This window comes from Streptococcus sp. FSL E2-3494 (assembly GCF_038007085.1).
Classification (GTDB): domain Bacteria; phylum Bacillota; class Bacilli; order Lactobacillales; family Streptococcaceae; genus Streptococcus; species Streptococcus thermophilus.
In genome coordinates this window covers 1,450,963-1,476,616 of sequence record NZ_JBBOWN010000001.1, presented here as the reverse complement: position 1 = coordinate 1,476,616, position 25,654 = coordinate 1,450,963, and the positions used below count along the sequence as shown (strand labels likewise).

At 39.1% G+C, this 25,654-nt stretch carries 22 protein-coding genes, 6 pseudogenes and 2 CRISPR repeat arrays (1 of these 30 cut by a window edge); of the genes and pseudogenes, 18 read left to right on the top strand and 10 right to left on the bottom strand.

Going from position 1 to position 25,654, the window contains the following annotated elements:
• Positions 1-286: a CRISPR direct-repeat array (repeat unit 36 nt; unit sequence GTTTTTGTACTCTCAAGATTTAAGTAACTGTACAAC); it reaches 3,510 nt to the left of the window's first position.
• 69 nt (positions 287-355) lie between these two features.
• Positions 356-1,036, top strand: coding sequence for an IS6 family transposase (locus NST05_RS07625; protein ID WP_014621307.1), 681 nt, complete (start codon positions 356-358; stop codon positions 1,034-1,036).
• 96 nt (positions 1,037-1,132) lie between these two features.
• Positions 1,133-1,894: direct repeats of the CRISPR family, unit length 36 nt; unit sequence GTTTTTGTACTCTCAAGATTTAAGTAACTGTACAAC.
• A gap of 41 nt (positions 1,895-1,935) precedes the next feature.
• On the opposite strand, the gene NST05_RS07620 is transcribed toward NST05_RS07625, so the two are convergent.
• Genes NST05_RS07620 through NST05_RS07610 form a run of 3 tightly spaced genes read right to left on the bottom strand, consistent with a single transcriptional unit; the run spans position 1,936 to position 3,790 of the window.
• The gene (locus NST05_RS07620; RefSeq protein WP_084828667.1) at positions 1,936-2,751 is read right to left on the bottom strand and encodes a TIGR03943 family putative permease subunit; all 816 of its coding nucleotides are present in this window, start codon (positions 2,749-2,751) and stop codon (positions 1,936-1,938) included.
• Positions 2,751-3,653, bottom strand: coding sequence for a permease (locus NST05_RS07615; RefSeq protein ID WP_340742971.1), 903 nt, complete (start codon positions 3,651-3,653; stop codon positions 2,751-2,753). The genes NST05_RS07620 and NST05_RS07615 overlap by 1 nt, the downstream gene beginning before the upstream one ends.
• A gap of 5 nt (positions 3,654-3,658) precedes the next feature.
• Positions 3,659-3,790: an SPJ_0845 family protein gene (locus tag NST05_RS07610; protein ID WP_002952698.1), complete on the bottom strand. Its 132-nt coding sequence runs from the start codon at positions 3,788-3,790 to the stop codon at positions 3,659-3,661.
• A gap of 226 nt (positions 3,791-4,016) precedes the next feature.
• On the opposite strand from NST05_RS07610, the gene NST05_RS07605 reads away from it, so the two are divergent.
• The 7 genes from NST05_RS07605 to NST05_RS07575 all read left to right on the top strand — a co-directional run bounded on the left by NST05_RS07605 (position 4,017) and on the right by NST05_RS07575 (position 9,727).
• Positions 4,017-6,149, top strand: coding sequence for a Tex family protein (locus NST05_RS07605; protein WP_014621383.1), 2,133 nt, complete (start codon positions 4,017-4,019; stop codon positions 6,147-6,149).
• The gene (locus NST05_RS07600; protein WP_002946099.1) at positions 6,136-6,576 is read left to right on the top strand and encodes a SprT family protein; all 441 of its coding nucleotides are present in this window, start codon (positions 6,136-6,138) and stop codon (positions 6,574-6,576) included. Before NST05_RS07605 ends, NST05_RS07600 begins: the two co-directional genes overlap by 14 nt.
• A gap of 65 nt (positions 6,577-6,641) precedes the next feature.
• Entirely contained in the window at positions 6,642-6,905 is a 264-nt protein-coding gene (locus NST05_RS07595; protein WP_084828669.1) for a PspC domain-containing protein, read from the top strand.
• Positions 6,906-7,032: 127 nt separating this feature from the next.
• Positions 7,033-7,962: an HPr(Ser) kinase/phosphatase gene (gene hprK, locus NST05_RS07590; RefSeq protein WP_046206415.1), complete on the top strand. Its 930-nt coding sequence runs from the start codon at positions 7,033-7,035 to the stop codon at positions 7,960-7,962.
• A complete protein-coding gene (gene lgt / locus NST05_RS07585) occupies positions 7,962-8,753 on the top strand; it encodes a prolipoprotein diacylglyceryl transferase (RefSeq protein WP_340742970.1) in 792 nt (263 codons plus the stop codon). Before hprK ends, lgt begins: the two co-directional genes overlap by 1 nt.
• 122 nt (positions 8,754-8,875) lie before the next feature.
• On the top strand, positions 8,876-9,274 hold the full coding sequence (locus tag NST05_RS07580) for a DUF948 domain-containing protein (protein WP_011680965.1): 399 nt from the start codon (positions 8,876-8,878) through the stop codon (positions 9,272-9,274).
• A 12-nt stretch (positions 9,275-9,286) separates the two neighbouring features.
• On the top strand, positions 9,287-9,727 hold the full coding sequence (locus NST05_RS07575; RefSeq protein ID WP_340742969.1) for a YtxH domain-containing protein: 441 nt from the start codon (positions 9,287-9,289) through the stop codon (positions 9,725-9,727).
• Between the two features lie 20 nt (positions 9,728-9,747).
• On the opposite strand, the gene NST05_RS07570 is transcribed toward NST05_RS07575, so the two are convergent.
• Positions 9,748-10,044 (bottom strand): DUF3270 domain-containing protein, encoded by a 297-nt coding sequence (locus NST05_RS07570; protein ID WP_002945999.1) that lies wholly within the window; start codon positions 10,042-10,044, stop codon positions 9,748-9,750.
• 228 nt (positions 10,045-10,272) lie between these two features.
• Between NST05_RS07570 and NST05_RS07565 the strand changes: the two genes are divergently transcribed.
• The 3 genes and pseudogenes from NST05_RS07565 (at position 10,273) to NST05_RS07555 (ending at position 12,904) form a co-directional block, all read left to right on the top strand.
• On the top strand, positions 10,273-11,202 hold the full coding sequence (locus NST05_RS07565; protein ID WP_100273428.1) for a peptidase U32 family protein: 930 nt from the start codon (positions 10,273-10,275) through the stop codon (positions 11,200-11,202).
• Positions 11,203-11,298: 96 nt separating this feature from the next.
• Complete coding sequence (locus tag NST05_RS07560) at positions 11,299-12,585, top strand: peptidase U32 family protein (RefSeq protein WP_011680967.1); 1,287 nt, start codon at positions 11,299-11,301, stop codon at positions 12,583-12,585.
• A pseudogene (locus NST05_RS07555) lies at positions 12,585-12,904 on the top strand (CHY zinc finger protein). Before NST05_RS07560 ends, NST05_RS07555 begins: the two are co-directional and overlap by 1 nt.
• A 50-nt stretch (positions 12,905-12,954) precedes the next feature.
• Here NST05_RS07555 and NST05_RS07550 read toward each other — a convergent pair.
• Both NST05_RS07550 and NST05_RS07545 read right to left on the bottom strand, forming a co-directional pair.
• Entirely contained in the window at positions 12,955-13,494 is a 540-nt protein-coding gene (locus NST05_RS07550) for a biotin transporter BioY (RefSeq protein WP_340742968.1), read from the bottom strand.
• A 95-nt stretch (positions 13,495-13,589) separates the two neighbouring features.
• Positions 13,590-13,874 carry a hypothetical protein gene (locus NST05_RS07545; protein WP_100273426.1) on the bottom strand — a complete coding sequence of 95 codons (285 nt, stop codon included), beginning with the start codon at positions 13,872-13,874 and terminating at the stop codon, positions 13,590-13,592.
• Between the two features lie 125 nt (positions 13,875-13,999).
• On the opposite strand from NST05_RS07545, the gene NST05_RS07540 reads away from it, so the two are divergent.
• Positions 14,000-14,212 (top strand): YdbC family protein, encoded by a 213-nt coding sequence (locus NST05_RS07540; protein WP_002886106.1) that lies wholly within the window; start codon positions 14,000-14,002, stop codon positions 14,210-14,212.
• Between the two features lie 34 nt (positions 14,213-14,246).
• Here the strand turns inward: NST05_RS07540 and NST05_RS07535 are convergent, their stop codons facing one another.
• Positions 14,247-15,581: an Nramp family divalent metal transporter gene (locus NST05_RS07535; protein ID WP_193838232.1), complete on the bottom strand. Its 1,335-nt coding sequence runs from the start codon at positions 15,579-15,581 to the stop codon at positions 14,247-14,249.
• A 194-nt stretch (positions 15,582-15,775) separates the two neighbouring features.
• On the opposite strand from NST05_RS07535, the gene NST05_RS07530 reads away from it, so the two are divergent.
• On the top strand, positions 15,776-15,988 hold the full coding sequence (locus NST05_RS07530) for a hypothetical protein (protein WP_084830558.1): 213 nt from the start codon (positions 15,776-15,778) through the stop codon (positions 15,986-15,988).
• Positions 15,989-16,656: 668 nt separating this feature from the next.
• Positions 16,657-17,906: pseudogene (locus NST05_RS07525) on the top strand (ISL3 family transposase).
• A gap of 142 nt (positions 17,907-18,048) precedes the next feature.
• On the opposite strand, the gene NST05_RS07520 reads toward NST05_RS07525, so the two are convergent.
• Positions 18,049-18,666, bottom strand: a complete 618-nt coding sequence (locus NST05_RS07520; RefSeq protein ID WP_084828675.1) for a LysE family translocator — start codon at positions 18,664-18,666, stop codon at positions 18,049-18,051.
• A 1-nt stretch (position 18,667) separates the two neighbouring features.
• Positions 18,668-19,663 (bottom strand): hypothetical protein, encoded by a 996-nt coding sequence (locus NST05_RS07515; RefSeq protein ID WP_198507016.1) that lies wholly within the window; start codon positions 19,661-19,663, stop codon positions 18,668-18,670.
• Between the two features lie 348 nt (positions 19,664-20,011).
• On the opposite strand from NST05_RS07515, the pseudogene NST05_RS07510 reads away from it, so the two are divergent.
• A pseudogene (locus NST05_RS07510) lies at positions 20,012-21,187 on the top strand (IS256-like element IS1191 family transposase).
• A gap of 51 nt (positions 21,188-21,238) precedes the next feature.
• A pseudogene (locus NST05_RS07505) lies at positions 21,239-21,960 on the top strand (ISL3 family transposase); the annotation flags it as partial.
• Between the two features lie 42 nt (positions 21,961-22,002).
• Here NST05_RS07505 and lysS read toward each other — a convergent pair.
• The gene (lysS, locus tag NST05_RS07500) at positions 22,003-23,493 is read right to left on the bottom strand and encodes a lysine--tRNA ligase (RefSeq protein ID WP_084828692.1); all 1,491 of its coding nucleotides are present in this window, start codon (positions 23,491-23,493) and stop codon (positions 22,003-22,005) included.
• A gap of 128 nt (positions 23,494-23,621) precedes the next feature.
• On the opposite strand from lysS, the pseudogene NST05_RS07495 reads away from it, so the two are divergent.
• Both NST05_RS07495 and NST05_RS07490 read left to right on the top strand, forming a co-directional pair.
• Positions 23,622-24,897: pseudogene (locus NST05_RS07495) on the top strand (LysM peptidoglycan-binding domain-containing protein).
• A gap of 13 nt (positions 24,898-24,910) precedes the next feature.
• Positions 24,911-25,390, top strand: a pseudogene (locus tag NST05_RS07490) (hypothetical protein).
• Positions 25,391-25,654 lie beyond the last annotated feature (264 nt).

The window sequence follows — 25,654 nt, the reverse complement described above, 5'->3', positions numbered from 1 at the left end:
AAGATTTAAGTAACTGTACAACGAGTGCAACTAAATACCTTATACCCCAAAAGTTTTTGTACTCTCAAGATTTAAGTAACTGTACAACTTCATAGTTCCGTCTCGGTTTAATTCTGTAGTTTTTGTACTCTCAAGATTTAAGTAACTGTACAACACTGCTGTAGAAGTAAGTAGTGTATAACCAGTTTTTGTACTCTCAAGATTTAAGTAACTGTACAACCAGTATTGATTGAGTCACAAACGCTTGACCGTTTTTGTACTCTCAAGATTTAAGTAACTGTAGGTTCTGTTGCAAAGTTGACCAATAAATCTATTTTAGTATAAAATTCAGTAAAAAGACAGTGAGGACAGAGTAATGAACCACTTTAAAGGGAAACAATTTCAAAAAGATGTGATTATTGTCGCTGTGGGATATTATCTACGTTACAATCTGAGCTATCGTGAAGTTCAAGAACTACTGTATGACCGTGGTATCAATGTCTGTCACACTACGATTTATCGCTGGGTTCAAGAGTACAGTAAAGTCCTCTATCATCTTTGGAAGAAGAAAAATAGACAGTCCTTCTATTCGTGGAAAATGGATGAAACCTATATCAAAATTAAAGGACGTTGGCATTATCTCTATCGTGCAATTGATTCTGATGGATTAACTTTAGACATTTGGTTACGAAAGAAACGGGATACTCAGGCGGCTTATGCTTTCTTAAAACGGCTCCATAAACAATTTGGACAACCTAGAGTGATTGTAACCGATAAAGCACCATCGATTAGTTCTGCATTCAGAAAGCTACAGATTAACGGTTTATATACCAAGACAGAACATCGGACAGTGAAGTATCTCAATAATTTAATTGAGCAGGACCATCGTCCAATTAAGCGCCGTAATAAATTTTATCGAAGTTTACGAACTGCCTCAACCACGATTAAGGGCATGGAGACTATTCGAGGAATATACAAAAAGAACCGAAGAAACGGAACGCTCTTCGGATTTTCGGTGTCGACTGAAATTAAAGTTCTGATGGGGATCCCAGCATAGTCAAAATGTTAAACTAGGACTTCTATACTCTTTTGGGAAACTTTGCAACAGAACCTAACTGTACAACAGTTTAGCAATAAGAACTATACAGGAAAAGGTTTTTGTACTCTTAAGATTTAAGTAACTGTACAACACATGCCATTTCACGTCTACTATGATCAATGTTTTTGTACTCTCAAGATTTAAGTAACTGTACAACACATGCCATTTCACGTCTACTATGATCAATGTTTTTGTACTCTCAAGATTTAAGTAACTGTACAACTTACACTTAAGAACTTTTCTTATGTCTGTTGTTTTTGTACCCTCAAGATTTAAGTAACTGTACAACAAATACAACGATAATGATATAGTAAAATCGTTTTTGTACTCTCAAGATTTAAGTAACTGTACAACAAACCCTTGATACTACTGGATTTTTAGGCAGTTTTTGTACTCTCAAGATTTAAGTAACTGTACAACAAACTTTATTGTTTTCTACGTTGCAGAAGGGTTTTTGTACTCTCAAGATTTAAGTAACTGTACAACATTCGTTGTTGAATAAGTGTTCGTATTATCGTTTTTGTACTCTCAAGATTTAAGTAACTGTACAACATTCGTTGTTGAATAAGTGTTCGTATTATCGTTTTTGTACTCTCAAGATTTAAGTAACTGTACAACATAAGGCCGATAATGCCGCTGTAATGCATGGTTTTTGTACTCTCAAGATTTAAGTAACTGTACAACTACGAATAATTAAACCCGCCCACGAAAACTGTTTTTGTACTCTCAAGATTTAAGTAACTGTACAACGGGCAATGATCGGTAAAGGTTTGGCTGATGGTTTTTGTACTCTCAAGATTTAAGTAACTGTACAGTTTGATTCAACATAAAAAGCCGGTTCAATTGAACTTGGCTTTTTAAAATACACGATAAACATAAGGATTGTCAGGCTGACTAACCTCTTTAACCTCAGTCAAATTAAGGATAGGGAGGCTCTGTTTAAGGTTTTGATAATAATTCACAGTGATGGTACCAGTGACTGTTACCCAGGTATTATCCTTAAAGGTTTGGTCGCTTCCTGTCGTTGCCAGTCCGTAAACACCTGAATCGGCGATACAGTGGATAATACCGAAACGGAAGATGAACTGATATCCCTCGGTCTGTGGGTCATTGTAAACAAAGCCGGTATAGGTGACCTTCTTACCCACGAAATCGTTTGGATAGAGATAGATGAGCTCCATGACTTCCATGTAATTTTCCGTGGTAATCTGGATGGTCTCACGTCCCTTGTACTTGGCTAGCTCCTTGGTCATCTCCTTCTCATAAGCTGAGGAGGTGAAGTAGGAGCTGGTGTCCGGCCTTAAGTACTGGATAGTCGTTCCCTCTTGGTCGGCCTGGTTAGGATCGCTCCCTGCAGCCAGTGGAAAATGATAACCCTTAGCTGATACAGTATTGGCATCCAGGGTCACCGTTGGCACTAAGAGCCCAGTGAGAACTGGAAATGCCAAGAGAACGATGCTGGCTCCCTTGGCCACTCGACCTGACAAATGCGAGTGAACCTTTATTTTCTTCATCCAAACGATGAGTTGAACCAAAGCGAGGATGAAGGAAAGCGCCATGGAAATGTAAGCCAGGTAGGAGTAGTGGATATTAATGTACTGGTTGAGCTTGCCAGAAACTTGCAAGTACATGACGAGCTCAAAATACCCAGATAAGATGAGAAAACGTAACATTAAATCACCCCCAATACTAGACAGTAAATGACTGTTACCAGACTTGCGGTTCCCACAAAGAGCCCGACAAAGCGTGTCTTAAACTGGTGTTTCATCATGATCAAGTTCTTGATATCAACCATAGGACCGATGATGAGGAAGGCCACTGTTGGTGCCACTCCAAAACTAGAGAGTAGTGAAGCTCCGATAAAGGCATCTGCCTCAGAACAAAGTGAGAGGATAAAGGCCAGGAGCATCATGATGAGGACGGCTGTCACCGAATTGTGCCCGATTGTCGTAAAAATACGGGTAGGTAGGTAGGTCTGTATACTTGCGGCCACCAGGCTCCCTAAAATCAGGTAACGCCCAGTGTCGAAAAATTCATCTACCGCATGAATCAAGGCTTGAAAAACTTTCTTACCAGCTGACAAACCACTATAGTCGTGCACATGACTGACCTTTCGATTTTCCTTAAGAATCTGGTCATCCACCACAAAGCCCAGCAAGATTCCCAAAATCATGGCAATCAAGAAAGCCCCGAGGAAACGTAAAAACACGTAGTACCAAGAGTTCCCAAAGGCCGTATAGGTCGCAAAGAGAACGACTGGATTAATAATAGGGGCAGTTGCCATGAAAGGAATAGCCGTGTAGCTAGGCACTTTTTTCTCTAAAAAGCGCGTGATAATGGGAACAATCCCACATTCACAAGAAGGAAAAATAAAGCCGACTAGGGTTCCAAAGAGAATAGCCAGGACCTTGTTTTTCGGCAGGAAGTTTTGGACCTTTTCAGGAGTCAAGAAGACTTCGATAAAGCCCGACACGATACTTCCCAGTAAAACAAAGGGCAGGGCTTCGATAATAATAGATAGAAAAACTGCCAGAAGCTGAAAAACGCTATCTGGTAGTTGATGAAAAATAGCCATAACTTTTATTTCTTCTTATCTTCTTGAAGACGTTTGTCCTTCTTAGGATCAGTTCCCGCCTTTTCAAAATCAGGGATAACCGCAAAAGATGCCATCATGCTTTCAAGTTCATTTGTTTTTTTCTGAATAACCGCCATAAAAAGCCTCCGAGTTAATTAAGATACTAAGGGCGTCATTTCTGACAGAAAATTAGGGAATCGGCAGAAGAAGCTTTGCTTCAAGGAAGATGCATCTATTTTCCGAAAGAAATAGCCTTAAGAATAGGTTTACTCTCTTATTATACTACCTCTTGCTCAAAAAATCTCGCTTCATCTACAAGGTTTTCTGCCCAAGCATACCTCCTATCGTGGTATAATAGAGTTTATGGAAAATCGAAATTTAGAGACATTGGCTCAAGAATTGGGCCTAAAAAAACAACAAGTTGAAACCGTTTTGGAATTGACCGCAGAAGGTAATACCATTCCCTTCATCGCCCGTTACCGTAAGGAAAAAACCGGAAATCTGGATGAAACGCAAATCAAGGCTATCATTGATATGGATAAGTCTTTGACAGCCCTCCAAGACCGCAAGGAAACGGTTCTGGCAAAGATTGAGGCTCAGGGCAAATTGACTGACCAACTAAAGGCAGCCATCGAAGCGGCTGAAAAGTTGGCAGACGTGGAAGAACTCTACCTTCCCTATAAGGAAAAACGCCGCACTAAAGCGACTATTGCACGTGAAGCAGGCCTTTTTCCACTGGCTCGTCTTATCTTGCAAAATAGTTCAAACCTCAAAGATGAAGCTGAAAAGTTGACATCCGAAGCCTTTCCAACAGCTGACAAGGCCCTTGCGGGTGCTGTGGATATTTTGGTTGAGGCCTTTTCTGAGGACAATAGCTTGCGCTCTTGGACCTACAACGAAATCTGGAACAACAGTGAGATCACTTCGATCCTAAAGGATCAATCTCTGGATGAAAAGGAAACCTTCAAGATTTACTATGATTTTGCGGATAAGGTATCTAAACTCCAAGGTTACCGTACTCTGGCCCTTAACCGTGGTGAGAAATTAGGCGTTATCAAGGTAAACTTTAAGCACAATCTTGAGAAAATGCATCGTTTTTACAGTGCCCGTTTCAAGCAAAAAAATGATTATATTGAGGAAGTCATCAACCAGTCGCTCAAGAAGAAAATCATTCCAGCTATGGAGCGTCGTATCCGTAGTGAGTTGACTGAAGCAGCAGAAGATGGAGCCATTAATCTTTTCTCTCAAAATCTTCGAAGCCTTCTCCTAGTCTCACCACTTAAAGGAAAGATGGTACTTGGATTTGACCCAGCCTTTCGTACAGGAGCTAAATTGGCCGTCGTTGACCAAACAGGGAAACTGATTACAACTCAGGTCATCTATCCAGTTGCTCCAGCAAGTCAAGCTAAGATTGCTCAAGCTAAGAAAGACTTGGCTGACCTCATCAAAGAGCATGCTATTGAGATTATTGCTATCGGAAATGGAACAGCCAGCCGTGAAAGTGAAGCCTTTGTGGCAGAAGTCCTCAAAGATTTCCCAGAGACCTCTTATGTCATTGTCAATGAAAGTGGTGCCTCAGTCTACTCTGCTTCAGAGTTGGCCCGTCATGAGTTCCCAGACTTGACGGTCGAAAAGCGCTCTGCTATTTCCATTGCCCGTCGTCTTCAAGACCCTCTGGCGGAATTGGTTAAGATTGACCCCAAATCAATCGGAGTAGGCCAATACCAGCATGATGTTAGCCAGAAGAAACTCTCTGAAAATCTTGATTTCGTCGTTGATACCGTGGTTAACCAGGTTGGTGTCAATGTCAATACGGCAAGTAGTACTCTCTTGTCACATGTCTCAGGTCTCAACAAGACTATCTCAGAAAATATTGTTGCCTACCGTGAGGAAAATGGGGAGTTTACATCACGTGATGAAATTAAGAAGGTCCCACGTCTTGGTGCCAAAGCCTTTGAACAAGCTGCCGGTTTCCTCCGTATTCCAAACGCTAAAAATATCTTGGATAATACGGGAGTCCACCCAGAGTCTTATCCAGCGGTGAAGGCTCTCTTCAAGCAGTTAGACATCACAGATTTGGACGACTCTGCTAAGGCAAAATTGAAGGCTCTTAATCTTAATGACACAGCAGAAGAGCTAGGGCTTGGTCAGGAAACCCTTAAAGATATCATTGCTGACCTTTTAAAACCAGGTCGAGACTTGCGTGATGATTTTGAAGCACCGGTACTTCGCAAGGATGTTCTTGAGCTCAAAGACTTGTCGGTGGGGCAAAAACTTGAAGGAACAGTACGTAACGTTGTGGACTTTGGTGCTTTTGTGGATATCGGTGTCCATGAGGATGGTCTTATCCATATCTCTGAGATGAGTAAGAGTTTCGTTAACCATCCAAGCCAAGTGGTTTCTGTTGGGGATTTAGTTACCGTATGGGTGTCAAAAATTGACTTAGAACACGAAAAGCTTAATCTTTCCTTGGTGAATCCACGTGAATCTAACTGATTATGTTAAGACAGTTTCTATCGAAGATTTCGGTTGGAAATTTAAGCATCAAGCCTTGTGGAACAAGCGCCTGAGGACCACTGGAGGTCGTTTCTTCCCAAAGGATGGACACTTAGATTTCAATCCGAAACTTTATGAAGAACACGGCCTCGAGACCTTTCGGAAAATCGTCCGTCATGAACTCTGTCACTACCACCTTTATTTTCAAGGGAAGGGCTGCAAACATGGGGATAGAGATTTCAAGGACCTACTAGCTAGGGTGGACGGCCTTAGGTACGCCCCCAAAATGCGAAACCAGGCAGAAAATTACTTCCTTTATCAGTGCCAATCTTGTGGTCACACTTACCGTCGCAAACGCCGTGTCAATACACAGAAATTTGGATGTGGTTTGTGCCAAGGCAAACTCATTTTTCTAAATCAGTCCTAGGACTGATTTTTTTTGTCTCAAAAAATCATACAATGATATCAACGAAATGATAGGAGAAGAAGACCATGCCAAATCGCTTTTATAAGATACGAAAAAATAGACTCGTCGCCGGTGTTGTTGCAGGTTTGGCAGATAAATTTGGCTGGAACCTCACTTTGGCTCGTGTCTTAGCTATTATTCTCATGGTTTCCACGCAGTTTGGAATCTTCTTATACTTAGTTTTAGCCCTCCTCCTTCCTTATAAAGAGGATATTTATCCTGAAATAAAACTTAAGGATGGAAGAAAACGCAAAAACGCTGAACCTGTAGAAGACGAGTGGAAATGGTGAGTAAATGATAACAGAAAAGATCTATGATTGACCTTAGTGTTAGTCATAGGTCTTTTTTTGCTTTGCGAACCGCATTGAAAACCTTTTTATGATACAATGAAACTAGTAAATAATCGGAGGAAATAACATGACAGTAACTGTTAAAATGTTGGTTGATAAGCTTAAACTTAAGGTTGTCTATGGGAATGAGGAGCTTTTGGCAAAAGCGATAACAACGGCTGATATCTCTCGTCCTGGTTTAGAAATGACGGGTTATTTTGACTATTATTCACCAGAACGACTTCAGTTGGTTGGGATGAAGGAGTGGTCCTACCTTAAAACCATGACTGCTAATAACCGTTATTCTGTTTTTGCTAATATATTTAGAGAGGAAACTCCAGCTGTTGTCGTGGCACGTGGTCTTGAGATTCCAGAAGAGATGCTTCAAGCTGCTAAGGAAAATGGTGTAGCAGTTCTTCAAGGACGCAACTCTACATCATCACTTTCAGGTGACATGTCTTGGTATCTCAACTCTCAATTAGCTGAACGTACTAGTGTCCATGGTGTTCTGGTAGATATCTACGGGATGGGTGTTCTTATTCAAGGGGACTCTGGTATCGGTAAGAGTGAGACAGCGCTCGAGTTGGTGAAACGTGGCCACCGTCTAGTTGCTGATGACCGTGTAGATGTCTATGCTAAGGATGAGGGAACTCTCTGGGGGGAACCTGCAGAAATTCTTCTCCATCTTCTTGAAATTCGTGGGGTTGGTATCATTGACGTTATGAGTCTTTACGGAGCTAGTGCTGTCCGTAATTCATCTCAAGTTCAGTTGTGCATATATCTTGAGAATTTTGAAAATGACGAGGTCTTTGACCGTCTTGGAAATAGCAATGAAGAGATTGAATTACAGGGCGTTAAGATTCCACGTATCCGTATTCCTGTTAAGACAGGACGTAACGTGTCAGTCGTTATAGAAGCTGCAGCAATGAACTATCGTGCTAAGCAAATGGGATATGATGCAACCAAAACTTTTAAGGACCGTTTGACCGACCTCATTAGTAAGAATGGTGAAGACTAATGTTAGCTACTATTGATCCAATTGCTCTAAGACTTGGTCCAATCAGTATTCATTGGTATGCTATCTTTATTGTATCTGGTCTTTTGCTTGCAGTTTATCTGGCTCAGCGTTTGGCTCCTGAAAAGGGAATCAATCCTGAGCATATCTTAGATTTTATTCTCTTAGCCTTTCCTATAGCCATTGTTGGTGCTAGGCTCTACTATGTGATTTTCCAGTGGTCTTATTACAGCCAAAATCCATCGGAAATTTTTGCGATTTGGAATGGTGGAATTGCTATCTATGGTGGCTTGATTGCTGGTGCAGCTGTCCTTTATTGGTTCGCCAAACGTCATGCTATAGCGGTTTTAGATTTTCTAGATATTGCGGCCCCTGGGGTCATGATAGCTCAGAGCATCGGTCGCTGGGGAAATTTTGTCAATCAAGAGGCCTATGGAAAAGCAGTTAGTCAACTGAATTATCTTCCAGAAATTATCCGTCAGCAGATGTTTATTGATGGAAGCTACCGTGTACCTACCTTCCTTTATGAAAGCCTATGGAATTTAGTTGGTTTTAGCATTATTCTGGGACTACGATATTTTAATAAGGGATTGCGACAGGGAGATGTGACTTCATTTTACCTTATCTGGTATGGACTTGGACGCTTTGTCATTGAAGGCATGCGTACGGATAGTCTTATGTTTGCCGGCTTGCGTGTCTCACAATGGGTCAGCATTTCCATCATTATCCTTGGAGTTGTCCTCTTATATTTCCGTAAACAACGTCAAAAAGCAGATTATAAAATGAAAAACTAGTCATACTGTTCAGACTTTGTTATAATGAAGTGAAAATTATAATAACAAAGGTCATACGAGGCAGGAGTCAAACATTCAGTTTTTTTGTTAACCTTTTAAACAGGTCAAAGGAGTCTAAAACTATGGTAGAAATTGCATTTCTTATTATCGCAATCGCACTTGCTGCGTTTCTAATTGCATTAATCCCAACTTTACTTCGCACACGTCATGTTGTCAAAGAAGTTGAAGAAACAGTTGCGGTTCTTCGTACAGATATTAACGTAACACTTCACCAAACAAATGAAATTTTGGCTAAGGCTAATGTCTTGGTTGAAGATGTTAATGAAAAAGTTCAAACGATTGATCCTCTCTTTGTAGCAGTAGCTGATCTTTCAGAAAGTGTTTCTGACTTGAATACTCGAGCTCGTCACCTCGCTGCTAAGGCAAGTGCAGCAGGAGCAAGTGTCGGTAAAGCAGGCTCAGCCTTTGCTATCGGCAAGGTTGCTTCAAAACTATTTGGTAAAAAAGACAAGAAAAAATAAGGAGGTCTTTTCATGAGTAAATTTCTAAACACCCTAATTATTGGTGCAGCATCTGGAGCTGCAGCAGCGTATTTCTTTACAACTGAAAAAGGTAAAGCAGTTAAAGCACGTATTGATGAGGAAATCGCTTCATTCAAAGAAGATCCTAAAGCTTACCAAAATCAAGTAGTGGAAAAAGTTGGCGACTATAAAGAATTGGCAGTCGATACTTTCCAAGATTATAAAATAAAATTTGAAAATGGCGACATCACTGCAACTGATTTGACAAAAGCCGTTCAAGAAAAAACAGCTCAAGTTGCTGACTTTGCAAAAGAGAGCTTTGAACTCATCAAGGAAAAAACAGCTCAAGTAACACCTGAGCAAGCCAATGTTAAAGCAGAAACAAAAGCTATCGTTGATGATATCTTCATTGATATCAAAGATATCTCTGAAGAAGTAGCAGAATCAAACTAAAAAGAACGTTGACTCCTTAGTCAACGTTCTTTTGCTTTAAGATATTCGATTAGGACATAAATGCCTAACTGACCAATGGCGCTAATGGTAATTGCCCAGAAGAAGGCCCAGAAGGTAGCTACCTGTGCTACCAAGAAAAGGAAGGCAACTAGGACTGTTGAAACACAGAAGCTTGAGACACGTCCAAAGAAAATCATATCTTGTAGTTTAATACTATTACTATTTAGACCTTGATCGTCTTGATAATTGGTCGTTTGACGACGTTCAATCTCGAAATCTTCGATGTGATCAAATTGACGGTGTAAGTTGTCAGCCATGTCTGCCTCCTTTCTATATAAAGTACTTAAATCACTATTTTGTGTAGGCTAAAAGACTGAGTCAGTATTTCACTAGTTACAATCTTTTTAATAATACCATAAAAAGTTTATATTGCAAAGTTTTTTTGAAATTCTAGTATTATAAAACAATTTTTAAATATCAAAATACGATTTAACAAAACCTAAAAGTTCTAAAAAAATCAATCAATTTGTGCTATAATATGAGTTATGAAAAAAATAGTGATTACAGCGACAGCTGAGAGCTACGAGCAGGCACGTGATCTCCTAGAACTTGGCGTAGATCGTATTTACATCGGCGAAAAATCTTTTGGCCTTCGTTTGCCTAAGCCTTTTTCATTCGTAGAAATGCGAAAAATCGCAGAGCTGGTACATGAGTCAGGTAAAGAGTTAACTGTTGCAGTTAATGTCCTCATGCACCAAAGTATGATGGATGCTCTTCCTGACTACCTTGATTTTCTTGAAGATATTAAAGCAGATTATATCACGGTTGGTGATGCAGGAGTTTTCTACATCTGTAACCGTGATAAACGTCCCTTCAAAATGATTTATGATGCTTCAACCATGGTAACCTCTAGCCGTCAGATTAATTTCTGGGGCAAACAGGCAGGAGCATCTGAAGCTGTTTTGGCCCGTGAGATTCCATCTGCGGAACTCTTCATCATGGCTGAAAATCTTCAAATTCCAGCTGAGGTTTTGGTTTACGGGGCAAGTATCATTCACCACTCAAAACGACCACTTCTTCAAAACTACTACAACTTTATCAAAACGGATGAAGCTGTTACCAAAGAACGTGACCTCTTTCTTTCTGAACCTGGAGATCCAGATTCTCACTACTCAGTCTATGAAGACTTGCATGGAACACATATCTTTGCCAATAATGACCTGGATATGATGACTAAGCTTTCAGAACTCGTTGAGCATGGTTTTGACCACTGGAAGTTGGACGGTGTTTATTGCCCAGGTGAAAACTTCGTAAAAATTACCGAATATTTTGTGAAGGCTCGTGACCTCATCGAGGCTGGAGAATTTTCACAGGATCAAGCCTTCCTCTTCGATGAAGCCATTCATAAATTACACCCAGCCAACCGTGGTTTGGACACAGGTTTCTATGATTATGAACCTGACCGTGTAAAATAAAATTACGTCCTCCTTCGGTTGAGAGTTTTCCATTTTCAGGGAACGAAGGATCTATCCTAAAAACTAAAATCGACAATCTTGCAAATTGGAGAAATTATGACTACAACTAAAAAACGCCCAGAGGTACTGGTACCTGCTGGGACTTTGGAAAAATTGAGAGTTGCTGTAAATTACGGCGCAGATGCTGTTTTCGTTGGTGGACAAGCCTATGGTTTGCGTAGCCGTGCTGGAAACTTTACCATGGATGAACTTCGTGAAGGTATCGAATACGCTCACGCTCGTGGCGTTGACGTGCACGTTGCTTCTAACATGGTTACCCATGAAGGAAATGAAAAAGGTGCAGGTGAGTGGTTCCGTGAATTGCGTGATATGGGACTCGATGCCGTTATTGCATCTGATCCAGCCTTGATTGAAATCTGTTCAACCTATGCTCCAGGCCTTAACATCCACTTGTCAACGCAAGCATCTGCGACAAACGTTGAAACTTTTCATTTTTGGAAACAGTATGGCTTGACTCGTGTTGTTTTAGCACGTGAGGTTACTATGGAAGAATTAGCTGAAATCCGTAAACGTACGGACCTTGAAATTGAGGCCTTTGTCCATGGTGCTATGTGTATCTCATACTCAGGTCGCTGTACCCTTTCTAACCACATGTCAGACCGTGATGCCAACCGTGGTGGTTGTTCACAGTCATGCCGTTGGAAATATGACCTTTACGACATGCCATTCGGCCAAGAGCGAAAGAGTATTCACGGTGAAGTTCCTGAAGAATACTCAATGTCAGCTGTTGACATGTGTATGATTGAAAACATCCCGGACCTTATCGATAATGGTGTTGATAGCCTGAAAATCGAAGGTCGTATGAAATCTGTCCATTACGTATCAACAGTTGCCAACTGTTACAAGGCGGCCTGTGATGCTTACATGGAAAGTGCAGAAGCCTTTTATGCTATTAAAGATGATTTGGTTAACGAGCTTTGGAAAGTTGCCCAACGTGAATTGGCAACAGGTTTTTATTACAAGACTCCAACAGAAAACGAGCAACTCTTTGGTGCCCGTCGTAAGATTCCACAATACAAATTTGTTGGTGAAGTAGTAGATTTTGACCCAGTAACTATGACAGCTACGATCCGTCAACGTAATGTTATCCTCGAAGGTGACCACGTTGAATTCTACGGACCAGGCTTCCGTCATTTCGAGTGTGAGATCAAAGATCTTCACGATGCTAATGGTAATAAGATTGATCGTGCACCAAACCCAATGGAACTTCTTACTATTACCGTGCCACAAGAAGTTAAACCTGGTGATATGATTCGTTCAACTAAAGAAGGTTTGATTAATCTCTACCAAAAAGACGGTTCAAGTAAGACTGTTCGTGCCTAATGACGAGAAAAATATATGGTCTCTTGGTAGATAATGAGAGCAGGTGCCAGCATTATCACACAGAGCTAGATATTGTTGCCCTAAAATGCTTCGATTGTCTGAAGTATTATGCTTGTTATCAGTGTCATGATAGCTTGGAGGAACACATAGCTTTCGAGCTTATCCTTGTCATCTCAAGCAGGACAAGGTCCTTATCTGTGGTGTTTATCAGCATGAGATGGTTATTGAGTAGTATCAAGAGGCAATAGCTTGCCCTAATTGTCACAGTGCTTTCAACCTAGCTTGTTCAAAGCATTATGATATTTATTTTGAAAAATAAAAAGATTGAAGATTCTGTTCACAGGAACAAAGTCTTCAATCTTTTTTTCTTTAGTTAAAGTAGCTATGATTTTTTAGAGCTTTTAATACTGGCTTAGTCACCAAAGTAACAATCAGACCTTTAATGAGGTCGGGAATGATAAAGGGTATCAAACCGACCACCACAGCTGCAGACCAACCCATCTTTCCAAGAAAGTGCAGGCTAAGGATACCACCGACAAAGACAAGCGCATCTCCCAAAACAAAAGCCAAAAAGCTTTTCCAGATAGGGGTCTTAGCATGGGTTAGTGCTGATGTGACAAGAGCAAAAAAAGGATAGGCAAGAAGATAGCCAGCTGAAGGACCAAAGAAGGATTGAAGCCCACCGCCACCTCCTGCGAAAACGGGTAAACCAATAGCGCCAAGAATAAGATAGAGGATAGCAGAAAGAGTAGCTTCCCTCGGTTTAAAAACAGCAGCCACAAGTCCTACAGCAAAGGTCTGTAGAGTAATGGGAACTGCCCCAATCGGAATGATGATTTGAGCCAGTGCAGCAATAATAGCAGCACCAAAAGCTGGAAGAATAAGGGATAGTGTACGATTTTGTGTCATTTTAGTTAACCTCGAGCGATTTGATAGTTAACTTATCATACCAAGACCTACTATATTAGTCAACTCAAAAATAAAAAAGAGGTTAACTAATATACTTAACCTCGTTGAGATATGATTTTTAGACGTTTAATGTCTTTTAGTTCAATCATACTGATAACTTTGTCCTGCTCGATAAAGATAGCTTGACGTTGGCTGTCATAACGATTGATGTAGCCCTTATAGGTCCTATTATTAGAAGCCAGCATGACCATTTGTTTATTATCAATAGCATGATAGATATCATTGATAAGCTGATTTTGCATTAGGTGGACAGGTTTGCTGTAACCTGTTTCCACAAACTGATGAAGCTGATGCTTTACCGCTTCTAAAAAGTTTATCATGGTCATTTACCTCGTTTCTTGATAAAATAATTATAGCATGAAAGGTGAAAGTTTGTGGATAACTTCATTCTAAAATACATAATTTTCACAGAAAAAAAACGAATAAAGCTAGTGGAGGTAAGCAAATGGCAGAATTTTCATTTGAAATTGAAGAAAAACTCTTGGTCTTGTCTGAGAATGACAAGGGGTGGACTAAGGAACTCAATCGTGTGAGCTTTAATGGCGCACCAGCTAAGTATGATATCCGTACGTGGAGTCCAGACCATACCAAGATGGGCAAGGGAATTACCCTTAGTAACGAAGAATTCCAAGTTCTCGTTGACGCCTTCAAAAACTAAAACAAGGTCAGCATGGTGCTAGCCTTGTTTTTTTTTAAAACGTATCAAAGATAAGTTTGAGATTGAGAATGGTTAGGACAATAGCGATGGTATAACCGAGGTAGGTATTCCACTTGGCATTGACGTGTTTTCCCATGAGTGATTTTTTAGAAGTGTAGTAAATCAAAGGGAAAATAGAGAATGGCAAGGCAATTGAAAGGAATACTTGTGAATACACCAAGAGTTGATCCAGTGTCTTTTCTTGATCGCCGTAGAGAATAGCTACAATGATAACAGGTAGCAGGGCGAAGAGACGTGTGAACAAACGAATTACCCACTTTGGTAACCTCATGTGGAGGAAACCTTCCATGACAATTTGACCACTCAAAGTACCAGTGATAGTAGAGTTTTGACCACTAGCCAAGAGCGCCAAGGCAAAGAGAGTTGAAAGTGTCGAACTAGCTAACGCACCAGCAATCTTAGAGTCCTGAAGGGCATTGTACATTTGTGAGAAGGCTGAAATATCAGAAGCGTGACCAAAGAAGAGAGCTGCCCCCAAAATCAAGAGGAGGGAGTTAACCACAAAGGCCAAAGACAATTGAATGTTGGAGTCCCAGGTCATGAAACGGACAGCCTTGGTCACGTCTTTATCATCTGAATAGTCAACCTTACGAGTCTGTGACAAGGATGAGTGCAAGTAGAGGTTATGTGGCATAACGGTTGCCCCCACAATCCCAAGTGCCAAAGTCAATTGGTTGGTGTCCCCAGCAGCATGTGGCTCGAAGAGTGCTGGCGTAGGAAGATAACCCTCGAGGATTCCCGCAACACTAGGCTCAGACAAGGCTACTAGATAGGCAAAGATAACCAAGATGGTCAAAATTAAGGTTGAAACAATAGCCTCGATTTTCCTGAATCCCAGCTTCATGATGAGCAGGAGTAGGAAGACGTCAAGGACTGTCACCAGAATAGCAACCATGATTGGAATACCAAAGAGTAGGTTAAGAGCGATGCCAGAACCAAGTACCTCAGCCAAGTCCGTCGCCATTAAGGCCAGCTCAAGAATCACCCAAAGCGTGTATCGCAACCATTTAGGTGAGTGGTAGGCAGTCGCTTGAGCTAGGTCCATTTGGGTCACAACCCCTAATTTTCCGGCCATTTGTTGCAACTGCATAGCGATTAATGATGAAATTAAGATGACAAAGAGTAGGCTGTACTTGTAGGTCGCCCCACCGACGACACTTGTTATCCAGTTCCCTGGATCCATGTAACCCACGGCCACAAGAGCCCCAGGTCCCAAGAAAGCCTTAAGATTTTGCCAAAAACGATTATTATTAGGTGTATCTACGGATTGGTTTACCTCAGCAAGGGAAACCTTTTTTGAAAATGTCATAAATACCTCTTTCTAAGTCGCATCTGCCTAAAAGTGTATTATTTCTAGACAGACGGACAGTTCCATTATAACACTATGAGCAAGATATGCAAGGTTTTCGAAAGGTTTTGACTTTTTAATCATTAATGTTGTATCCCTACTTTTTATACTAAAGTATAGGAGTACATATATTACTATATTGGGAAGAAAAATAATTGAAAGCATTTCAACTAACAGCCAAGAAAAAGATTGCTTTGAAACTCTTAGCTGTCATTGCGGATGTTTTGGTGATTTATATCATTAACATACAAACGAATCAACCAGACAATTTATCTGCAAATTACATGGAGTGCCTTAAAAATCCTGAAATAACAGAAAATTACATCGGTCTCTGGAAGTCTCATTGGCATGAAGAAAATAAAGCATAGCTTTATCCTGCTAAACAATACGCGATTTATGCAGAAGTAGCCCTAGCTTGTTTATCAGCTTGGATCGCAGCATCAAAAGCAAAATTTTGGAAATAAGAAAATGTTTCTCTCATTTCGAGAGAAGCGTTATTTCATATTACCCGATGTGAGTCTTATATTGACTGAAGATTTCGTTAATATCATCTTCAACCAAGTGATAGATTTTCCAGTCAAATTCAGTTCTAGCAACATAACCAAGACTGTGTAACAAAAAATCATATAATCTTCATAAAAATCAGAGATGCAGGGGAGGAGTAGTTCACTGATATCAGATGAACAGAGTTTTTCTTAAGGAATGTTATTTTCTTCACAATAAAATGCAAGTGCTTGGTCGAGAAAATAATCTGTGCGATCTCTGGAAAAGTCAAATTGACTTTCTTCTGTCTTTGTCTTAGGATGCTCGACCACAGTTTATTCTTTCTTAAAAAGGTACTTCAGTTTTTGAACACGTTTACACCTCATATAAAAATATCCCATTATTTGACTAATGGGATATCATTATTATTTGGCTCTATAATTTCTGTAGTAGGTAAAACCCACTGTAGGGATTATAGAGCTTTTTGAGTGTACACAAAAAGTCCTATAAGAACTATAATGAAAAGCAACCAAACCATCATTAGGAAGAACTTATGAGACTTATTAAGAATAACACAGAATTAATCGGAATCAAAGACCAAAATATTAAGATTTCACTTGTTTTTGAAACTGACACTCATATCGAGATTCAAGCAAAATTTGATTACCCTGCACCATCATGTCCTCATTGCCATGGAAAGATGATCAAGTACGACTTTCAAAAGCCTTCTAAAATCCCTCTTCTCGAGCAAGCGGGAACGCCAACTCTACTACGTCTGAAAAAACGTCGTTTCCAGTGTAAAAGTTGTAGAAGTGTCACGGTAGCTGAGACATCTATCGTTGAGAAAAACTGCCAAATCTCCAATCTAGTCCGACAAAAAGTTACACAACTCCTAACTGAGAAAGTGTCACTAACTGATATTGCAAGAAGACTTCGCGTGTCGACGTCCACTGTCTATCGTAAGCTTGATCAGTTTACTTTCAAGGAACATTATGACAAACTCCCTGCTGTTATGTCCTGGGATGAGTTTGGGTTCAAGAAAGGGGAATTGGCTTTTGTGGCGCAGAATTATGAGACAAACGAACTCATAACCATCCTTGATAATCGCCGCCAAACTACTATACGAAACTACTTTTTGAAGTATCCATTGAAAGTCCGACAACAGGTACAGTTTATCACGATGGATATGTCTGGAGCTTATATTCCACTGGCTCGCAAGCTCTTTCCAAACGCAAAAATCGTTCTTGATCGTTTCCACATCATCCAGCACCTTGGACGTGCCTTTTTAAAGACAAGAATTGCAATTATGAACCAGTTCGATAAGAAGTCACTACCCTATCGAGCCCTGAAAAATCACTGGCGACTCTTCCAAAAGGACAGCCGTAAACTATCTCTCAACTCTTTTTATTCAAAGACTTTCCGTCAAACTTTAGTACCACATGAAGTCGTTGCGAAGACACTAGTCTTTTCAAAAGAGCTTACTGACTACTATACACTTTATCAGCTTTTGCTTTTTCACTTTCAGGAGAAGAGAGTAGATGAGTTCTTTGAACTGATAGAGGAAAATAGGAGCAAGGTCAATCATTATTTTCAAACTGTCTTTAGGACTTTTCTTAGACACAAGCAATACATCAAAAACGCACTAGAAACGGACTATTCAAACGCGAAACTTGAAGCGACTAATAAGTTGATCAAAGACATCAAACGTTTGGGCTTCGGTTTTAGAAACTTTATCAACTTTAAGAAGCGTGTCTTCATCACACTGAACATACATAAAAAAAGGACCTATCCGGTCCTCTCTAGATGTTAGCTTTTCGTCACCCACTACAGTTGACAAAGAGCCTTAAAATTTTTATTTTTTCACTGTCCACTATAAGGGGAGTATATCAGGTTAAAAATCCAGTTTTTAGAGTGTTTTTTGTTTATGTGTTAAAAATAATTTTTACTAAAAATTTTGAAATACAACGATTATAGCTGATAGTATCATAGCTATACCACCGATGTAGGCAATCCACTTTTCAGAATGTTTTCCAAGTACGTTTCCAATATTTGAAGCAAAAAAACTATATAAATAATCGTTGATTAAACCAACAATTAGATAGGTCAAACTTAATATTATAGTTTGTAATAAAAACGGAGAGTTGTGATTAATGAATTGAGGTAAAAACGAAGCAAAGAAAATAATGTTTTTAGGATTTAAAAATATCAATAAAAATCCATTTTTAAAGGCTTCTCCTTTTTCAGGAGGTACCATTTTTTCAGCTTTATCTTTCACCTTATTAGCATCAAGAAAACTTTTGATTCCTAAATAGATAAGATAAGCGATTCCAAGTAGACGTAAAATTGCATACAAGGTTTCTGAAGTTTTAAGTATAGTTCCAATCCCAATAAAGGAGAGGATTAGACAAACAAGTCCTCCCCAGAAACTTCCCCAAACAATTTCATAAGCTGTTTTTTTCCCATGAGTCATACTAGTAGTTATAAGATAAGTTACTGTTGGTCCAGGGGGGGAAATAAGTAGAATGCAAGCGATAGTGTATGATATCCAAGTAGATAGTGACATATTATTTTTCCTTTATGACTCTGTATTTTATTTCGTTTTTATTTAAGTTCAGTAATGCGACTGGAAGATCGGTATGTACAAACTGATTAGGAGTTAATGCTGGTGTCATATTAGATAAAAAGCTTAAAAGATTATTTTTGCTATTAGATGCGTAGATTGTATAGAAATTTCCAGAATTCCAATTTATGACAGCATAGTTAAAGAAGTCAGCTAAAATGTTTTTAAATGTGTCAATTGTAACAAGACCATTATTCATATTTGTTAATACATTGTCTTTTTTCAATTGAATGGCTTTTTGTGAGAAAAATCTATTTTTAAAAAGTGAGTCTTTGATATGTTCTCTTTTTAGAAATTCCGTAATATCTTTATTGGAAAATTTCTCAATAAAACCAATTATACCATCTTTTTTAAGCTTTTCTTTTGTAAATTTTATTTGTTTAGCTCTATCTGGGCTGTACATCTGAAATGTTGTATCTTCTATTATGACGTCAAAACCATTGAAATTAGGAAATAATTCTCTGATATTTGAGTTGGTTATTTTATTGTAAGGGGATAGAATAAATTTTGAATGTAGTGGCTTGCCATATCTAAAAAAATTATCCTGATTAGCTTTTGTTGGGCTACAAGATAAAGTTTTTATCTTGCCATTGCTCAAATTTCCAATTGTTCTAGCCATTGTTCCTTCAGCGGCTCCGAGAACATATAAATACTGTGTACCATCTCTTTTTTCTAAGTAATCTTTTAATGCTGATCCAACGCGACATTCTTCCTCCAATATAAAGGGAATACTTGAGTAGAAATGCTTGTCGAATTGTCCTTGCAATTTTCTATGATTTAAATAAAAAGATGACATTTTTTCGTCATTTTTAAATAAATTGATATCACCTAAATAAGTATTGTTTGGTTCTCCCAACTCGCCTAATGCGGTTTTCTCAAAAAAATCTGCAAGTACACCTGTTCTAGGGGCAGTGGTAATACTATCTTTAATGTTTTTCATAAATTTCCTCCTATATGTTATAATTATACACAAAAAAGAGTGAATCGCAACCAAAAAGATAGAATTTTTAGAAAATTATAAAAATTGTACAAACTTTGAAGAAATCTTTCTTTTATAAATTTCTATTTAATTGTGCAAGATAAGTTTAAAAGAGTAAAATGAATTCTGAACTGTTAGTATGGTATAATATTAATAGCAATATCGAGGAGAATTAAATGGAACAAAATTTATCATATTGGCAATTTTCACCAGAAAGTCAGGTAGTGTAAAATAAGTTGTGTAAACACAAAAAGGAATAAATCCGTTATAGTAGAGTTGCAAAACATTACTAGAAAGAGATTTATTCCTATGACTCAGTTTACCACAGAACTACTAAACTTCCTAGCCCAAAAGCAAGATATTGATGAATTTTTCCGTACTTCTCTTGAAACAGCTATGAATGATCTGCTTCAAGCAGAGTTATCAGCCTTTTTAGGGTATGAACCTTACGATAAATTAGGCTATAATTCTGGGAATAGTCGTAACGGAAGCTATGCACGGAAATTCGAAACCAAATATGGGACTGTTCAGTTGAGTATTCCTAGAGATCGTAATGGGAACTTTAGTCCAGCTTTGCTTCCCGCTTATGGACGTCGAGATGACCACTTGGAAGAGATGGTTATCAAACTCTATCAAACCGGTGTAACGACTCGAGAAATTAGTGATATCATCGAGCGAATGTATGGTCATCACTATAGTCCTGCCACAATTTCTAATATCTCAAAAGCAACTCAGGAGAATGTCGCTACTTTTCATGAGCGAAGCTTAGAAGCCAATTACTCTGTTTTATTTCTTGACGGAACCTATCTTCCCTTAAGACGTGGAACCGTTAGTAAAGAATGTATTCATATCGCACTTGGCATTACACCAGAAGGACAGAAGGCTGTTCTTGGATATGAAATCGCTCCAAATGAAAACAATGCTTCTTGGTCCACCCTGTTAGACAAGCTTCAAAACCAAGGAATCCAACAGGTTTCTCTTGTAGTGACCGATGGCTTCAAGGGGCTTGAAGAGATTATCAATCAGGCTTACCCATTAGCTAAACAACAACGTTGCTTAATTCATATTAGTCGAAATCTAGCTAGTAAAGTGAAACGAGCAGATAGAGCGGTTATTCTGGAGCAATTTAAAACGATTTATCGTGCTGAAAATTTAGAAATGGCAGTGCAAGCTTTAGAGAACTTTATCGCCGAATGGAAACCAAAGTATAGGAAAGTCATGGAAAGTCTGGAGAATACGGATAATCTTTTAACTTTTTATCAGTTTCCCTACCAGATTTAGCATAGCATTTATTCGACAAACCTCATTGAGTCTCTTAACAAAGAAATCAAACGTCAAACGAAAAAGAAGGTCCTTTTTCCTAACGAGGAGGCTCTGGAACGTTATTTAGTTACCCTGTTTGAAGATTATAATTTCAAGCAAAATCAACGCATCCATAAAGGGTTTGGCCAATGTGCTGACACACTTGAAAGCTTATTTGATTAACACTCCATAACTCTACTTGAGTGTTTACACAAAATTATTGACAGTATCAAAAAACTCATAACCATCCTTGATAATCGCCGCCAAACTACTATACGAAACTACTTTTTGAAGTATCCATTGAAAGTCCGACAACAGGTACAGTTTATCACGATGGATATGTCTGGAGCTTATATTCCACTGGCTCGCAAGCTCTTTCCAAACGCAAAAATCGTTCTTGATCGTTTCCACATCATCCAGCACCTTGGACGTGCCTTTTTAAAGACAAGAATTGCAATTATGAACCAGTTCGATAAGAAGTCACTACCCTATCGAGCCCTGAAAAATCACTGGCGACTCTTCCAAAAGGACAGCCGTAAACTATCTCTCAACTCTTTTTATTCAAAGACTTTCCGCCAAACTTTAGCACCACATGAAGTTGTTGCGAAGACACTAGTTTTTTCAAAAGAGCTTACTGACTACTATACACTTTATCAGCTTTTGCTTTTTCACTTTCAGGAGAAGAGAGTAGATGAGTTCTTTGAACTGATAGAGGAAAATAGGAGCAAGGTCAATCATTATTTTCAAACTGTCTTTAGGACTTTTCTTAGACACAAGCAATACATCAAAAACGCACTAGAAACTGACTATTCAAACGCGAAACTTGAAGCGACTAATAAGTTGATCAAAGACATCAAACGTTTGGGCTTCGGTTTTAGAAACTTTATCAACTTTAAGAAGCGTGTCTTCATCACACTAAACATACATAAAAAAAGGACCTATCCGGTCCTCTCTAGATGTTATCTTTTCGTCACCCACTACAGTTGACAAAGAGCCTATTATTTCATCGTTGGGAACAACAAGACATCACGGATGGTTGTTGTATCAGTAAGAAGCATGCAGAGACGGTCGATACCGATTCCGAGTCCACCTGTTGGTGGCATACCGTATTCGAGAGCTTCGACGTAGTCGTAGTCGATACCTGTTGCTTCGTCATCACCAAGTTCTTTAGCAGCAGCTTGTGATTCGAAACGTGACAGTTGATCGATTGGGTCGTTCAATTCGGTGAAGGCGTTTCCGTACTCTTTTGTCATGATGAAGAGTTCGAAACGGTCAGTGAAACGTGGGTCTTCTGGGTTTTTCTTAGCTAATGGAGACACAGCAACTGGGTGACCGTAAACGAATGTTGGTTGAATCAATGTTTCTTCAACAAATTCTTCGAAGAAGGCATTGATGATGTGACCAACTTCAGTGTAGTGTTTTTCAACTGGAACATTCTTTTCAGCAGCGATAACTTTAGCTTCTTCCAAAGTCATATCTTGCCAGAAGTCAACACCAGTGATTTCCTTGATTGCATCAACCATGTGGATGCGTTTGAATGGTTCGTTGATCTTGATTTCAGTTCCTTGGTAGTTGATAGGTCCATCACCTTTAACCGCTTTAGCAGCGTGTTGGATGATACCTTCAGTCAAGTTCATGATATCGTGGAAGTCAGCGTAAGCTTGGTAAACTTCGATAGATGTGAACTCAGGGTTGTGAGTGGCATCCATGCCTTCGTTACGGAAGACACGTCCGATTTCGTAGACACGTTCCATACCACCAACGATGAGGCGTTTGAGGTGAAGCTCAGTTGCGATACGAAGTACCATATCAATATTCTGAGCGTTGTGGTGAGTGATGAAAGGTTTAGCAGCAGCACCACCAGCTTCGTTGTGAAGAACAGGAGTTTCTACTTCAAGGAAACCTTGAGCATCGAGATAGCGACGGATTTCAGAGATGATTTTTGAACGTGTGACAAAGCGGTCAAAGCTTTCACGATTAGAAATCAAATCAAGGTAACGTTTACGGTAGATTGTTTCAACGTCTGAAAGTCCGTGGAATTTCTCAGGCAATGGACGAAGGGCTTTAGACAAGTGCGTGATATGAGTAGCCTTGATAGAAAGTTCTCCCATATCTGTACGCATAACTTCACCTTCGACACCGAGGAAGTCACCAAGGTCAGCTTTCTTGAAGATTTCGTAGTTTTCTTCACCGACAGCATCTTTACGCACGTAGATTTGGATTTGACCATCGCGATCTTGGATGTGAGCAAAGCCAACTTTACCTTTACCACGCTTAGTCATCAAACGGCCTGCGATAGTAGCAGTTTTATTGATTTCGTGCAATTCTTCTTTTGTTTTATCAGCGTATTTTTCTTTTAATTGACCAGATGTAGCTGTGCGTTCGAATCGCTTACCAAAAGGATCGATTCCTTGTTCAGCCAAGGCCGCCATTTTTTCACGACGGACAATCTGTTGATCGTTTAATTCTTCCATGTGTTGATTTGGCATGTTAGTCCTCCATAAAATAGTCGTTAATATTGTATCATAATTCATCCTCTAAAGATAGGACAAATGACTAAATGTCAGATAAATAAAGGGGCTAGTTAAGATTAGTATGAAATTAAGGAGAATACACAATGAAAAAGAAAAATTATGTTGGTAAAGCCGAGATGCTTGGCGCTTTACTAGCGCCTATTGGGCTACCTACGATATCTGTGTTAGCAGATAGCTTTTATCAAAATCAAACAAGTGCTCACGCTACAGATATTACAAACTAGATTACCAGCACACCACAATAAATTACAAATAATTTGACAACTCAGAACATCAATCCACAACAGTTAGATGGTCAACAATATGTGATTCAATGGGGAGATACCTTGTGGGGAATCTCTTAAGCGAAGGGAATCTCTATTGAAAAATTAGCCTACGATAACAATATTCAGAATATTGATCTTATCTTTGCTGATGATGTCCTTATTTTAAAACGTGATGGTGATGTACCAGCAGGTTATCATGTTACTGATAATGGTCACCGTTGTGTACATTCTAAGATTGTTATCAACAACTATTATGGCGATAATAACCGAGTGATTATCAATAATACTACTTTTGTATCTGATGACCACTCTAAGAATACAATGATTTACGGCTCCAGATAATTCTGATCACAGCATTTCATTCTCCAATAACAACAATAATAACGATAAGGATAAAGATTCTAAAGAAAGTAAGGAGTAATCTTCTTCATCATCAGAATCTAAAGACGCTTCATCAAGTTCAACAAGTTCTTCTTCATCTTCTGCATCAAGTTCAACAGCAAGCAGCAGTGAAAGTAAAGCAAGTACAGATACTTCTATAGAAAATGAATTGACTGAGGATGCTTTCCAAGACAAGGTTCAGGAAGAAGTTTCAAATATTTATCAACAAAAACGCTCAGGTAGACCTGAATGGAAATTCTTCTCACATGTAGATGATAAGAATAGTCTGAATGCTGACGCTAAGAAGGACAATGAAAGAACAGCGCTTTACCGTCAAGGTGAAACTGCTAAATATGAAGATATTGCTAATGGTCCTAAAGATGGTGCCAGAACTGAAGCCAATGCCAAAGCACTCGCTAAAAAGATTTACGACACCCTTAACAATGGGGGTAAAATGTCAGAGCTTGTCAAGGCAAAATATGCCCAAATTAAGGTAACTTACAAGGGTGATAAGCGGGCCTTCAACGTTGATGTCTATAAAGAAAAAGAAAGTTCATCATCAAGCACTAAAACATCATCTGAATCAAAAGCTTCATCAAGTGATGATTCTCAAACAGAAACACGCATTAGTTCAAGTTCATCATCAAGTTCTTCAAGTCATACTGAAACAGACTCAGAGGCAAATTCCTCTGACCTAACTGGTGACGAATAGAGAGAGGCCAATCATGTCAAAGAGAAATATCATTATTAGTGTTGTACTTGCTTGCCTCTTGGTTACGGGAGCTGGTCTCAGTGTCTTCTATTAATGGGGGGCACACCATTTGGATAGTGTTGTACCTGGTAAGGTTTACCAATATTCAAGTTTTTTAAATGGTGAGGTCAACAATCGTGTCATGTATGTAGCCTTCCAAGAGGGTGGTAACAAGGAACTAGTGAGTCAGGACCGTACGACAGTGGTTAATGCCGCTAAGAGCCAGACTGATTTTGACAAAGCTTATAGTGACCAAACAGCTAAATGGGAATATAATGTGACAAAAACAACTTTGACTCTCGGTAAAAAAGAGGATGATCAATTGTCACAATGGCAGTACAATAAGGTCTTTGCTTATGGCGACCATTTCACATCAAAAGATTTCTATTACCAGATTGCCAAAGGTGGTCAGGGTGAAGTGAAACAGAAAATGACTTTTAAAGAAATTAAATAATCATCTGATGATAAAAAGATCCCTAAGGTTTGGAATGTCATGTTTCAAACCTTTTTTCTATCTGAAATACTGGAAGTCACGAATAATATTTTCCCAATTTTGGTCAAAAATTGAAATAAGAGGGCAAAAACGGTATAATAAAAATGTTTGGGCAATTTCATGCTGATCAAAAAACAGATATGCATGACTGCTTATAGACAGTTGACTTAAAGCAACTTTTGCAAGACTTAGGCTTAGGGGCTGACTGCTTCATCAGTTTAGTTA

Excerpts from the sequence above, each read along its gene's own strand:
- NST05_RS07545 (WP_100273426.1), bottom strand. The coding sequence starts at position 13,874 with ATGATAAACTTTTTAGAAGCGGTAAAGCATCAGCTTCATCAGTTTGTG.
- NST05_RS07515 (WP_198507016.1), bottom strand. The coding sequence starts at position 19,663 with ATGAAAAACATTAAAGATAGTATTACCACTGCCCCTAGAACAGGTGTA.
- NST05_RS07610 (WP_002952698.1), bottom strand. The coding sequence starts at position 3,790 with ATGGCGGTTATTCAGAAAAAAACAAATGAACTTGAAAGCATGATGGCA.
- NST05_RS07540 (WP_002886106.1), top strand. The coding sequence starts at position 14,000 with ATGGCAGAATTTTCATTTGAAATTGAAGAAAAACTCTTGGTCTTGTCT.
- NST05_RS07575 (WP_340742969.1), top strand. The coding sequence starts at position 9,287 with ATGAGTAAATTTCTAAACACCCTAATTATTGGTGCAGCATCTGGAGCT.
- NST05_RS07535 (WP_193838232.1), bottom strand. The coding sequence starts at position 15,581 with ATGACATTTTCAAAAAAGGTTTCCCTTGCTGAGGTAAACCAATCCGTA.
- lgt (WP_340742970.1), top strand. The coding sequence starts at position 7,962 with ATGTTAGCTACTATTGATCCAATTGCTCTAAGACTTGGTCCAATCAGT.
- NST05_RS07615 (WP_340742971.1), bottom strand. The coding sequence starts at position 3,653 with ATGGCTATTTTTCATCAACTACCAGATAGCGTTTTTCAGCTTCTGGCA.
- NST05_RS07560 (WP_011680967.1), top strand. The coding sequence starts at position 11,299 with ATGACTACAACTAAAAAACGCCCAGAGGTACTGGTACCTGCTGGGACT.
- NST05_RS07595 (WP_084828669.1), top strand. The coding sequence starts at position 6,642 with ATGCCAAATCGCTTTTATAAGATACGAAAAAATAGACTCGTCGCCGGT.
- NST05_RS07580 (WP_011680965.1), top strand. The coding sequence starts at position 8,876 with ATGGTAGAAATTGCATTTCTTATTATCGCAATCGCACTTGCTGCGTTT.
- NST05_RS07620 (WP_084828667.1), bottom strand. The coding sequence starts at position 2,751 with ATGTTACGTTTTCTCATCTTATCTGGGTATTTTGAGCTCGTCATGTAC.
- NST05_RS07520 (WP_084828675.1), bottom strand. The coding sequence starts at position 18,666 with ATGTCACTATCTACTTGGATATCATACACTATCGCTTGCATTCTACTT.
- NST05_RS07605 (WP_014621383.1), top strand. The coding sequence starts at position 4,017 with ATGGAAAATCGAAATTTAGAGACATTGGCTCAAGAATTGGGCCTAAAA.
- NST05_RS07570 (WP_002945999.1), bottom strand. The coding sequence starts at position 10,044 with ATGGCTGACAACTTACACCGTCAATTTGATCACATCGAAGATTTCGAG.
- lysS (WP_084828692.1), bottom strand. The coding sequence starts at position 23,493 with ATGCCAAATCAACACATGGAAGAATTAAACGATCAACAGATTGTCCGT.
- NST05_RS07625 (WP_014621307.1), top strand. The coding sequence starts at position 356 with ATGAACCACTTTAAAGGGAAACAATTTCAAAAAGATGTGATTATTGTC.
- NST05_RS07565 (WP_100273428.1), top strand. The coding sequence starts at position 10,273 with ATGAAAAAAATAGTGATTACAGCGACAGCTGAGAGCTACGAGCAGGCA.
- NST05_RS07550 (WP_340742968.1), bottom strand. The coding sequence starts at position 13,494 with ATGACACAAAATCGTACACTATCCCTTATTCTTCCAGCTTTTGGTGCT.
- hprK (WP_046206415.1), top strand. The coding sequence starts at position 7,033 with ATGACAGTAACTGTTAAAATGTTGGTTGATAAGCTTAAACTTAAGGTT.